Below are 11,577 nucleotides of genomic sequence, written 5' to 3' on the forward strand. Positions count from 1 at the left end.
GGGTTCGGGGGGCTGGACGTCAGGCCGTGTACGCGCCCACCAGCAGGCCGAGGAACGCCCCCGTGATCAGGAACGGGCCGAAGGGGATGGCCGTTGTGCGGGTGGCTCGGCGGGTGAGGACCAGGGTGGCGCCGTACAGGGCGCCCAGTAGGAAGCCGGCGAAGGTGCCGAGCATCACCGTCGGCCAGCCGTACCAGCCGAGTACGGCGCCGGCGCCGAGGGCGAGCTTGACGTCGCCGAAGCCCATGCCCGCGGGGTTGATGAGGAAGAGGACGAGGTAGCCGCCGCCGAGGGCGAGGGAGCCGAGCAGGGCGGTGGTCCACTCGCCGGCGTGCTCCGGGACGAGGGCCGTGAGGCCGAGCAGGGCCAGGGCCGCGGCGGCGAAGGGGAGGGTGAGCGGATCGGGCAGCCGTCGTACGCGGAAGTCGACCACCGTGAGCAGGACGCCGACGGGGGCGAGGAGCAGCCAGGCGCCGATCTCCGGGCGGCTGCCGGTGGCGGCCGCGAGGGCGGCGCAGACGAGGGCGGTGGCGATCACCAGGGGTGTCGTACTCGGCCCGTACCCGCCCCCGGCGCACCGCGGGCACGACGCCCGCCCCAGCCAGCCCCTGACGGCATGCCCCCCGGGGCACGCCTCGTGCCACGGCTCCCCCGAGGGGGCCGAGAACCGGTAGGCCGCGCGCGGCAGCAGCGCTCCCGCCGCCGCGCCCCACAGCGCGGCGGCGACGACCAGCAGCCCGGTGCTCATCCCGCTACGGCGATCGTGTCGCGCCGCGTCGGCAGCAGCTCGTCGAGCAGCGCCTCGGTGCGCGGCGGCAGCACGCGGGTCCCGCGGCCGATGAGGTCGGTGGCGAGCGCGGCCAGCCGGTCCGCGTCGCCGGTGGCGTGCGTGGCGCGCGGCAGCTCGTGCCACAGGCGCTCGTCGGCCGGGGCGGTGCGCAGGGCCGCGTCGAGGGCCTTGATGGCCTTCTCCGCGCGGTTCTTCTCCATGTGGAAATCGCTCAGCGCGAGCCCGGTGTCCGCGACGAGCAGCGGCAGTTGGGCGTCGACGATCTCGTGGGTGAGCCACCGGTAGCGGCCCTCGGGCCGGTCGGCCAGCAGGGGCCCGCGCACCAGCACCGGCGCGTCGGTGAGCAGCCGCCCGCGTACGGCCCGGCTGCCGACGCCGCGGCCCTGAGGTGGCCTCGGTGCCGTCGCTCCCGACGTACTTCCCGTCGAGCTTGACGAGCATGAGGTGCGGCGTCGCGGCATGGCGGGTGTCCTGGGGTCGTGTGAGTGCGGTGAGACCGGGCTGTGAGGTGAGACATGTGCTGAGCCACAGAAATCTTATTGACTCCCATGGGGGTCGTTGAAGGGCAGAGGGACGCCCCGCGGGCACGACCAGCACCGTTCGCAAGCGCCACGCCACCCAAAGAGTCATAGCTCCGGGCGGGGTACGCGGCCATCATCCAGAACGACCCCGACAGCAAGGAACGTGCCTTCACCGATGAGAGCGGAATCGGAGAAACTCGACGACGAACTCGCCAAGCAGGTGAACGACGACATGAAGACCGAGGCAAGCGGGCGGAAAGGGCGGTAAGGGGGTTCCGCAGGCGGGGGCAGTGAGTAAGTCGCCCGCAGGCATACGGAAAGGCCCCGGACCGGATGGTCCGGGGCCTCGCGTGCGTTTCGTCAGGAAGCGACGGCGGCGTTGAGGTGCAGGTCGGCCGCGACGCCCTGGGGCGAGACGGCGAGGCCCACGCCACCGCCGACACCGGCGGTGAGGCCGGCAGCCGTCGTCTCGACGTAGAGACCGGCTGCGGCGCCGGCACCCGCGGCGACGCCGCCCGCCTGGCCGCCGGTGATGGTGTCCAGCTCGGCGTCGGACATCTGGGCGGTCTCGATCTGCGGGGTGAAGGCCATGGGAGGCGGTTCCCTTCGGTTCAAAAAAATTATTAGTGCTCGAGCGCGACCGATCAAAGCACGTGGAGAGAAGGGGCTGCCAGTCAGTGGTTATCGGGGTGCGGTGGATTCCGAGGGCCGCATTCATGAGTGTGTCCATCCCGTCACCGGGTACCGCGTCTTCTTCACATCTCCTGCCATTTCGCGATACAGGAACGTAGGACGCACCGTGGGATGTGAGCCTCGCTCAGGTCCTGCCCACTTTTCCTCCGACCTCTCGGTGAACGGTGTGCAGATCCCTCGAAGGTTCCGCCCGGGCTCCTCTCGTAGAGGGCCTCGCCGTAGACGAGGGCACCGCCCACCGGGTCCGCCTCGGCAAGCAGGACGCGCCGCGGCCAGACCGCCGCGAGGGCGACGGCCGCGGTGGTGACGCCGGGGGACCCCTTGTCGGCGGCGAGAGCGGTGAGCGCCATGGGTCGGGCGCCGCCTTCTGGTTGCCGAGATGTGCACGATGGCGACCTCGCCCGCGGCCGTGCCGACGGCACGTGTGAGCTCATGAGCAACGCCAGGCACACCGTTGTCCATGGCCAACGGAGTACGCGTCCCGACCGGGCCGCACACCGGGTCCGAAGGGGCCGATTCGCTGCCGATGCGGTGTGCGGCAGCGAATCGGCGTCGGCACTACGCCGTCGGCAACTTGCCGCTCTTCGTGTTGACTTCGCCCATGAAGTCAACGTTCTTCGAGTTCATCCGGTAGACGTTGATCCGGACCTTGTGGCCTTCCGGAATCTGGTACACGCAGTTCGTGTAGGAACTGGTCTGGCACTCGCCCTTCTTCTTCCCGGCCGTGACGTCGTAGATCTCGGTCCAGATGTAGTGGCCGTCCTTGCTCAGGTCGTCGACGGTCACGCGCTCGGCTTCCCGCGAGGAGTCGCGCGGCTGGAAAATGACCATCGCGCGCTTCTTGCCGCCCGAGGAGAAGTAGTCGATCGTGTTGGGCTTCGCCGCGGCGCTGGCCGTTCCGATGCCGGTGAAAGTGAGGGCCAGGGCCGTCACGGCCGTGGCACCCAGGCGAACAAAGGACGTCTTCAGGTACACGTTGTGCTCTTTCCCCGCTTCATTCCTGGGAGGAGCCGGAGCTGTGCTGCGGTCGCAACTCCCCTTGGTCGGCAGTCTTCCTATCACGCCTGATCAACCGCCTGCCGAGGCCCTCGAGGAGCCCTCCGCCTGGGCCCGGGCCACCCGGACGACACCCTCACACACTCGCCATCACTCCCCCACACGGAAGCCGGGCGGAGCCGCGAGCGGGTGACCTGTAGCACTCGCGAAGCGCCGAGTAGAGTGCGGCGCGGACAGCGATCGGACCACGGGGGCACATCGGTGAGAGCCGTCACGGCGAACAGGCCTTACGCAGGACGGATATGGGCGAGCAGCGATGACCGAACCCGGGTCCGCCGGCTGCTTCTCGCCCTCTGCGCGCTGATGGCCCTCTTCGCAACCGCCACCCCGGCCCACGCCGCGGACACCACCTCCGCCCCCACCCAGGCCGCCTACCTCGCCGACCGGCTCCGCGAGAACCCGGTCTACGTCAGCGACCAACTCCCCCGCGCCGTACCGCGCTCCACCGCGCCGGACTTCGCGCGGATCGCGAAGGAGACCGGCGTACCGACCTACGTCATGGTGCTCCCGCTCCAGAGCGTCAGGCAGGGCAAGGAACTTCTCGACGCGGTGCACGACCGGCTGGGCCGGGACGGGTTGTACGTGCTGCTGGACGACAGTTCGGTGACGGACGCCGCCGCCTACGGCGTGCGCGTACCGGCCGACGACGCCTGGACCGTCCAGCTGTACGAACTGCCGTCGGACGCGGGTCCGTTGCTGAGCTTCGAGCGGTTCGCGGAGGTCATCGCCCAGGGCGGCGGGAAGGCCGCCGCCCGTGCGGAGGCGGCCCGCGCGGAGTACGAGGACGACGAGCCCGCCGAGATGTACATCGGCCAGGCCGACCGCCGCAACCAGTCGTTCCTGACGGGCATCGCGCTCACCGGCGTACCCCTGCTGATCCTGCTGTCGGCGGCGTACGTGCGACGGGTGCGCCGCCGGTACGCCGGGTCAGGCAAGAGCACCGGCGCCCGTACCCCGCGCCGGATCCCCGCCCTGGTGGCCGTCCTCGCCTCCGCCGCGGTCGCCCTCACCGCCCTCTCCGTCTTCGACCAGACCAGGTCGAGCGGGGTGCAGCCGCCCACCCCCGCCGAGATGTCCGCTCGGGTCGAACGCGTCGCGGCGGGTCTGGAGCGGGACCCGGTGTACGCCGACCCGGAGAGCCCGCGGGTCCTCGACGCACGCGCGCGGGACCGGCTGCACGACCGGATCAGCGCGTTCCGGCGTTCCGACGGTGGTGGCCCGGTGTTCGTCTCCCTCGTTCCGCAGACGTACGAGAGCGAGGCGGCCGGCGACTCGGAGCTGTTCGCCGCGGCGGTGCACGCCAAGGTCCGTGAGGACGGGGTGTACGTCGTGGCCGACCCGGGCGACGGCACGATCGACGTCTACAACCACGGCCTGCGCCTGGACGCCAACCACCTCTTCCTCGACCTGCCGGACTCCATCTCCCTGGGCGACAGTCGGGCGGACGAGGCCGACGACCACCTCATCGGCGAGCGCCTCGACGCCCTGATGACCTTCCTGGACAAGACGCCGCGCACGGACCGGCCCGCCGAGGCCTTCGCACCCGCCGCGGCACCGAGTCCCACCGAGGAGACCGCTCTTCCGCCGCTGTTCTCCACCGACTTCTGGCCCGGCCTGTTCGTGGGCGTCTTCGCGGCCCTCCTGCTGTGGGCCCTCCTCGCCGGCGTGGCGGAGCTGGTGCTGCGCCGGTGGCGGCCGGCGCCCGAGCCGGCCCACCGGCTGGCCCTCACGGCCCCCAGGGAACCGTCGGCGTCCTAGCTCCGACGTACCGCGTACACCGAGATCAGCGCCCTGACCCGGGAGTTCACCGAGCCCGAGGACGGCACCCGCACACGCGCCCGGGACTGCCTCGACGCGGCGCTGCTCCTGCTCGACGGGGACGTCAATCGCGCCCGGAAATGGGGGACGGATCCCGCGACCCTGGTCGCCGTCATCGTCCTCGCCCGGGCGGGCCGGGCCGCCCTCGCCGGTGAGAAGGCCGATCTGTGCTGTGGCGTCAACCCCCTGCACGGTCCGGGCGTGAGCCTCCATCACGTCCGTGTCTCCGCCGACAACGGCAGCCGGCGCCTGCTCCCCGTCTGCGAAGCGTGCCGCAACACGGCCATCGCCGACCCCCTCGGCGTCCCCGGCAGCCTGATGACGCTGCCGGCCCCGTCCGGCGGTGGCCGTGTGCCGTACTACGACGCGACCGACGGCCCGCTGACCGCCGTACCCAAGGGCATCGCGCGGCTCGTCGACAGGGTGAGGGAGACCGCGGGTGTGCACTGAGGCCGGCCTTCGAGGTCCCGGCCGGGCGGAGCGTGTGGGCGGCGACCGGGTACGGCTCGCTGATGCCGCCGTCGGAAGGGCTCGCCCGGGCCCGCTGATCAGCCCGGCGGCCGGTCCTGCCGCAGGGCCTCGAACAGAGCGCGGGCCCGCCGGTCGGCCCACTTCACCGCGCTGCCCTGAGGAGTCCGCAGGTCGGGGTCGGCCACGGGCACGTTGAGCTGCCGGCCTCCGCCGGACGCGGCCTTCCGCAGCGCCTCGAACAGCGACATCAGGTCGGGCAGTTCCGTCTCCTCGTCGACGATGAGCGTGTCGAGGCCGGCGTCGAGCGTCGGGAAGGACTTGGACGGGTCGGCGAGGGTGGACGGGGTGGCCGCCTTGCGGGCGAGGGCGGCGAGGAATCTCTGCTGGTTGCGGGTGCGGCCCAGGTCCCCCTGCGCCTCCTGCTTGCGCTGCCGTACGAACGCCAGCGCCTCGGCGCCGTCGAGGGTCTGGCAGCCGGCGGGCAGGTCGGCGCCGGAGTCCTTGTCGCGCACGGGCTTGTCCAGGCACAGGTCCACGCCGCCGACGGCGTCCACGACGCCCACGAAACCGGCGAAGCCGATCTCCGCGTAGTGGTCGATGTGCACGCCGGTGTTGCGTTCCACGGTCCGCACCAGCAGGTCGGGGCCGCCCAGCGAGAACGCCGCGTTGAGCTTGTTCGGCGCGGCCCGGTAGCTCCTGCCGGTGTCGGGGTCGACGTAGGGCGGGAGGGTCACCCACGAGTCGCGCGGCAGGCTGAGCATGGTGGTGCCGCCCGCCCCGGTGTGCAGCAGGATCACCGAGTCGGTGCGGCGGCCCTCGGTCGAGCCGGTGTTCAGTTCCTTCCTGTCCTGCTCCGAGAGTCCCTCGCGGCTGTCGGAGCCCACGACCAGGTAGTTGGTGCCCTCGCCGCGCGGCACCCGGTCCGTGAGCGCGCCGAGGTCGACCTGCTGGTTGAGCCGGGTGTCGGCCCAGACGTACGTACCGGCCCCGCCGAGCAGCAGCACCGACGACAGGACCGCCGCCGTCCGCAGGAACCGGCGCCGCCGGGTGGGACGGCGCCGGTTCCTGCTGCCGCGCCCGCCGCGTGCGGCGAGGCTGCTGTCGTAGCGCCCGGGGGCGGCGGGCGAGGGCATGCCCGGCAGGGGGGCGGTGCGGGTCGAGGGCGGTGGTGCGAGGGAGGGCGCGGGCGGTTCCCGCCGCGGGGTCCGCTCGGGCGGGAGCCCTCCCTGCCGGTCGGTCCAGTCGCTCATCGGAGCCTCGAAGGTGCTGGGGGGTTCTCTCGGGTCAGCGCATCGGCACGCTCCTATACGGAACCGGCCCACCGATCTGTTCAGCGGCCGTACCGGACCGCTTCATCCGCTGCCACCTCAGCCGGCTGCCGAGCAGCAGCGCCACCAGCGACTGGATGACGACGAGGTACATCAACTGCCGGTAGACGACGATCTGGAACGGCATCGACCACAGCGCCCGCACCGGTTCGCCGTCGAGTCTCAGCGCGTAGCCGGAGCAGACGATCTGCACGCCGAGGAAGGCGAACCAGACCGCGGCCGACTCCCACGGGTCCCGGAACAGCACGCCGTACAGGGCGTAGACGTCGATGACGGGCGCGAGCAGCGGCAACGCGACCTGGAACAGCGCGAGGTACGTCAGCCCGCGCCGCCCGAACCGCCCGGCGGGCCCCATGGCGACCAGCGCCCCGCGATGCTTCCACATGGCCTGCAGGGTGCCGTAGCACCACCGGTACCGCTGCCGCCACAACTGCCGGACGGTGGTGGGCACTTCGGTCCAGGCGACGGCGGACTCCTCGTACAGCACCCGCCAGCCGGCCCGCCACAGGGCCATCGTCAGGTCGGTGTCCTCGGCGAGGGTGTCCTCGCTGATGCCGCCGACGCCGATCACCGCGTCCCGACGGAAGGCCCCGATGGCGCCGGGGACGGTGGGCATGCACTCCAGCACCTCGAACATGCGCCGGTCGAGGTTGAACCCGAAGACGTACTCCAGGTGCTGCCACCGGGCGAGCAGGCTGCGCCGGTTGCCGACCTTGGTGTTGCCGCTGACCGCTCCCACGGCGGGGTGCGCGAGCGGCTGCACGATCCGCTCGATGGCGTCGGGCTCGAAGACGGTGTCGGCGTCGACCATCACGACGATGTCGTACCGGGCGTGCGCGAGCCCGGCGTTGAGGGCGGCGGCCTTCCCGGAGTTGACCTGCCGGATGACCTCCACCCTCGCGTCACCCATGTTCTCGGCGATGTCGGCGGTCCGATCGCTCGACCCGTCGTCGATGACGACGACCTGCAGCTCCCGGTGGGTCGAGTCGAGCAGCGACCGCAGGGTCGACCCGATGCCGGCCTCCTCGTTGTACGCCGGGACGAGCACGGTCACCGGCCCGGACGTCTCCCGCATCCAGGGCGCCCCGGTGCGGAACCGCTCCAGCCGCCGCACATGGGCCCGGGCGAAGAGGGCGAGCAGCAGCAGCCGCAGCACGCCGAGCCCGCCGGCGACACCGAGGATCCAGATCATGGCGGTGGAGAAGACCTGCCCGATGCCGGTGACCTGGACGAGCCCCCGCCCCAGCCACCGCTCGACGAGGGACGGGGAGGCGTACGGCACGAGCCCGAGCCCGTCGGAGACGGTGGTGAACCGGTCGACGGCCCGGTTCTTCAGCAGCCTGCGCGCCTCCTGGTACGCGCTCTCCGTCTGGCTGAGCTGCCGGACGATCCCCTGCACGGGCCTCTTCGCGCCCTTGTCGGCGGCGACGAGCACGTACCCGTACCCGGTGGCCCGCCGCGCCGCCTGCCACTCGCGGCCGCACAGGGTGTCGGGCGTGGTGGTCCTCGGCATCCGCAGCAGGTTGGTACGCACCCCGGCGGTACCCGCGAGGGCGCTCTGGGTCAGTTCGAGCTCGGCCCGGAACCGGGGCGCGGAGGACTCCCCGAGGACCGCCCCCGTATACGTGTTGGACCCGATCTCGTGCCCCTCGGCCCGGATCCGCCGCATCAGTTCCGGGTGCCGGGCGGCTTGGGCGCCGTGCACGAAGAAGGTGGCGCGGGCCCTGTTCCTGCGGAGCAGGTCGAGCAGCCGGGGGGTCCAGACGGGGTCGGGTCCGCCGTCGAAGGTGAGCGCGACGGTCCGGGCGGGCATGGCCCCGGTCCGTATCCCGTCCCGGTTGATACCGATCACAGGCCCGCCCCCGGCGACGGCCTCCGGCACGGGCGAGGCACACGGCGTCCGCGCCTTCGCGGCGTCGACCTCGTGCCGGGTCCAGCCCTCGAAGACCAGAAGGGCGAGAACGAGGGGGAGCGTGAGAGCGAGGAGCAGCCAGTGGGCTCGGGGGTCTCGGGATTGTTTGTGGCGGGGTTTGGAGCGGCGGGGTGGGGGTGGAGTCCGGAGTGGTGGGGAGGGGGGTGTGGGGGGTATGTCGGCGGGGGTCAGGGGGCGTCACCGCCCCCGGGCACTTCTTCTCGGCCTCCTCGGGAGACGCCGCCTCGTCTTGGCTTCCTGTGCTTGCTGTTGTGGGGGGAGCGCATGGGGCGCGAGTGTAGTTACGGGCCGTCGATCACACGGCCGTAACAGCAAACTCTCACGGGAACGCGGTGGCACTCGGCTTCCGGTTGCCGAGCGTCTCAGCGTGACCGCCTTTCTGAAGGGGGTCGGCGTCCATGTAGAACGGCGACCCCGTAACGCCCGTAGGGCGTGCCGGCGTTCGTGGTCGGCGGACCCATCACGCCGAGCAAGGGCATGCTGGGGCACACACCCCACGGGATCGGCCGGATCCCGTGGCCTGTCGCCGTCCGGGCTCACACGGCCGGCAGCGCGTAGACCTCGGCCCCGTGGGTCACGAGCAGCCGGTCGCCGGCCAGGGCGGCCTGCCACGGCTCGCCGGTCTCCTTGTTGTCGTCGTACACCCAGCGGCCCTTGCCGGTCTTGGCGTTCAGGGCGAAGATGCCGCCGCCGTCCAGCGGTCCCGAGGCCCCGTACAGTGTCGCCCCTGCCTTCAGGAACGTCTGCGGAGGCTCGTCGGCGCCGGGGTCCTCGCACAGCCAGAGGCGCTTGCCGGTCTTGGCACTCACGGCCCAGACACCGCCGTCGAAGTCGGCGGCGTAGAGCACACCGTCGATGGCGGTCGGGTTGTGGAAGCCGCGTCGGCCGTTGGGCGACAGGGACCACCGCCTGTTCCCCGTCTCCACGTCGACCGCGGTGAGTTGCTCGCCGGGCAGGAAGACCAGCCCGCTCGCGACGGCGGGCTGCCGGCTCCACTCGTCACCGATCTTCTGGGTCCACAGCTGGTCGCCGGTGGCAGTGTCGCGCACGGTGACGTTGTGATTGGAGTCGGTGTAGACGAGGTACTTGCCCGAGACGGTGCCCTGGACGTCGTAGTCCTTCGTGCCCCAGTCGCGCCGCTGGACCCACACCTTTCTGCCGGTGGTGTGGCTGATGGCGGCAACGGCCGTGCGGTACTCGGTGGCGCTGCGGGACTCGCCGTAGTCCTTCGCCGTGACGTACACGTTGCTGCCGCCGATGGCGATCGTGCCCTCGACGGTCAGGGCCTTGCCGAGCCGGCTGCGCCAGGACTCCTCACCGGTGCGTACGTCGTAGGCGACGAGGACGCCGTCGTAGTCCCCGTCGGCCAAGTACACCTTGCCGCCGTGGAAGAGGAGTGGGGCGCCGGGGCGGCAGATGCCCGGCTTGGACCAGCGGGCGTCGCCGGTCTTCACGTCGTACGCCACGAGTGGATCGCCGCTGACCAGCAGCAGGCCGCCGTACGTCACGAGCGGCACGTCGGAGGCGGTGCTGTCCGGGTCCGCGCTCTCATGCCACAGGGGCTGCGGCGCCACGCCTGCTGGAGGCGTGGTGAAGTTCTCCCCGACAGGCCGGCCCACGCCTCCCTTGCCGCTCGCGGCGTCGGACACGTTGCCGTCCCGGCCGAGCAGCCATGCCGTGCCGCCGCCGATCGCCGCGACGGCCGCCGCACCGCCGAAGGCGAGCGAGAGAACGCGTCGGCGGGAGGGACCGGAGCCGGTGGGGGCGGCGGAGCCCACGAGCACGGTGCCTGGCCCGGGCGTGCTGGGGACTGGGGGCGAGGCGCCGTAACCGAATGTGCCGTTGCCGCCGGGAGGTGTGCCGTAAGCCGGGGCGGAGGGGCCGCCGTAACCGGGTGCGGGGGCAGTGCCGTAGCCGGGTGTCTGCGGGTAGCCGTATGCCGCTGCCGGTGTGGGGGCGGGCGCCGGCATGCCGTCCAGCGTCGTCGGCGCGGGGCCGAAGGTCCCGCCCGTCGCCGGTGCCGGTTCCGGTTCCGGTTCCTCAGGAGCGTCCAGATCCAGGATTCCAGCCGCATGGGTGGCGATCGTCGACGCCACCGCTGACGGCAACCAGTCCTTGAGCAGGCCCTCGACGCCCTGCGGGGCGAGCGCTGTGGCGATCTCCGAGGGCGTCGGCCGTCCGGCGGGATCCTTGAGCAGACAGGCACGGATGAGGCCCAGCAGGGACTGCGGTACGCCGGACAGGTCGGCCTCGCCGTGCACGACTTGGTAGAGCATCGAGGCGTGCGAGGCGGTGCCGTCACCGAAGGCCGGGTGGCCGGTCGCCGCGAAGGTGAGGACGGCGCCGAGCGAGAAGACGTCGCCCGCTGTGCCGACGTCCTGGCCCAGTGCCTGCTCCGGCGGCATGTAGCCGGGCGAGCCGACTACGACGCCCGTCTGCGTCATCCGGTTCCCGTCCACGGCCCGCGCTATCCCGAAGTCGATGACGCGCGGCCCGTCCGCGGCGAGCAGGACGTTGGAGGGCTTGAGGTCGCGGTGTATGAGGCCGGCCGCGTGGATCTCCTGGAGGGCGGCGGCAAGGCCTGCGGCCAGCGCGCGTACGGTGTGCTCGGGAAGCGCGCCGTGCGCGGCGACCACGTCCGTGAGGTCCGGGCCGAGCACGTACGACGTCGCCAGCCACGGCAGCGGCGCGTCCGAATCGGCGTCCACGACCGGGGCGGTGTAACGGCCCGACACCGCCTTCGCTATCTCGATCTCGTGCCGGAACCGGGCGCGGAAGTCGGCGTCCGCGGCGAGGTCCGGCCGTACGACCTTGACGGCGACGGTACGGCCACCGGGCGACCGGGCGAGGTAGACGCGGCCCATTCCACCGGCGCCGAGTCTTCGCAGAAGGCGGTAACTGCCCAACTCCCGCGGATCATCCGGTTGCAGTGTGTCCATGCCGCGCCTTCCCCGTAGCGAACCGTTC

Annotated in this window: 8 protein-coding genes and 1 pseudogene; 2 read left to right on the forward strand and 7 right to left on the reverse strand. The window is 72.0% G+C overall.

Annotation, left to right across the window (positions count from 1 at the left end; translation table 11 throughout):
- Positions 1 to 19: 19 nt before the first annotated feature.
- The 4 genes and pseudogenes from ACSUPV_RS16830 to ACSUPV_RS16845 form a co-directional block, all read right to left on the reverse strand.
- Positions 20 to 748, reverse strand: coding sequence for a prepilin peptidase (locus tag ACSUPV_RS16830; protein ID WP_436947755.1), 729 nt, complete (start codon positions 746 to 748; stop codon positions 20 to 22).
- Positions 745 to 1,176: pseudogene (locus ACSUPV_RS16835) on the reverse strand (bacterial transcriptional activator domain-containing protein); the annotation flags it as partial. The pseudogene ACSUPV_RS16835 and the gene ACSUPV_RS16830, both read right to left, overlap by 4 nt.
- Before the next feature lie 495 nt (positions 1,177 to 1,671).
- The gene (locus ACSUPV_RS16840) at positions 1,672 to 1,902 is read right to left on the reverse strand and encodes a hypothetical protein (protein WP_436947756.1); all 231 of its coding nucleotides are present in this window, start codon (positions 1,900 to 1,902) and stop codon (positions 1,672 to 1,674) included.
- 660 nt (positions 1,903 to 2,562) lie between these two features.
- The gene (locus tag ACSUPV_RS16845; protein ID WP_031117053.1) at positions 2,563 to 2,979 is read right to left on the reverse strand and encodes a hypothetical protein; all 417 of its coding nucleotides are present in this window, start codon (positions 2,977 to 2,979) and stop codon (positions 2,563 to 2,565) included.
- 384 nt (positions 2,980 to 3,363) lie between these two features.
- On the opposite strand from ACSUPV_RS16845, the gene ACSUPV_RS16850 reads away from it, so the two are divergent.
- Complete coding sequence (locus tag ACSUPV_RS16850) at positions 3,364 to 4,818, forward strand: hypothetical protein (RefSeq protein ID WP_436947757.1); 1,455 nt, start codon at positions 3,364 to 3,366, stop codon at positions 4,816 to 4,818.
- A gap of 261 nt (positions 4,819 to 5,079) precedes the next feature.
- Positions 5,080 to 5,328, forward strand: a complete 249-nt coding sequence (locus ACSUPV_RS16855; protein ID WP_436947758.1) for a hypothetical protein — start codon at positions 5,080 to 5,082, stop codon at positions 5,326 to 5,328.
- Positions 5,329 to 5,426: 98 nt separating this feature from the next.
- On the opposite strand, the gene ACSUPV_RS16860 is transcribed toward ACSUPV_RS16855, so the two are convergent.
- The 3 genes from ACSUPV_RS16860 to ACSUPV_RS16870 all read right to left on the reverse strand — a co-directional run bounded on the left by ACSUPV_RS16860 (position 5,427) and on the right by ACSUPV_RS16870 (position 11,549).
- On the reverse strand, positions 5,427 to 6,599 hold the full coding sequence (locus tag ACSUPV_RS16860) for an LCP family protein (RefSeq protein WP_382614462.1): 1,173 nt from the start codon (positions 6,597 to 6,599) through the stop codon (positions 5,427 to 5,429).
- A gap of 34 nt (positions 6,600 to 6,633) precedes the next feature.
- Positions 6,634 to 8,559, reverse strand: a complete 1,926-nt coding sequence (locus ACSUPV_RS16865; RefSeq protein WP_382614464.1) for a glycosyltransferase — start codon at positions 8,557 to 8,559, stop codon at positions 6,634 to 6,636.
- Positions 8,560 to 9,146: 587 nt separating this feature from the next.
- Entirely contained in the window at positions 9,147 to 11,549 is a 2,403-nt protein-coding gene (locus ACSUPV_RS16870; RefSeq protein WP_436947759.1) for a serine/threonine-protein kinase, read from the reverse strand.
- Positions 11,550 to 11,577 lie beyond the last annotated feature (28 nt).

Source organism: Streptomyces sp. SudanB52_2052, assembly GCF_964272415.1.
Classification (GTDB): domain Bacteria; phylum Actinomycetota; class Actinomycetes; order Streptomycetales; family Streptomycetaceae; genus Streptomyces; species Streptomyces olindensis.

What these genes read in the sequence shown, in the direction of transcription:
- ACSUPV_RS16830 (WP_436947755.1), bottom strand. Translation starts at nt 748, where the DNA reads ATGAGCACCGGGCTGCTGGTCGTCGCCGCCGCGCTGTGGGGCGCGGCG.
- ACSUPV_RS16840 (WP_436947756.1), bottom strand. Translation starts at nt 1,902, where the DNA reads ATGGCCTTCACCCCGCAGATCGAGACCGCCCAGATGTCCGACGCCGAG.
- ACSUPV_RS16850 (WP_436947757.1), top strand. Translation starts at nt 3,364, where the DNA reads ATGGCCCTCTTCGCAACCGCCACCCCGGCCCACGCCGCGGACACCACC.
- ACSUPV_RS16860 (WP_382614462.1), bottom strand. Translation starts at nt 6,599, where the DNA reads ATGAGCGACTGGACCGACCGGCAGGGAGGGCTCCCGCCCGAGCGGACC.
- ACSUPV_RS16870 (WP_436947759.1), bottom strand. Translation starts at nt 11,549, where the DNA reads ATGGACACACTGCAACCGGATGATCCGCGGGAGTTGGGCAGTTACCGC.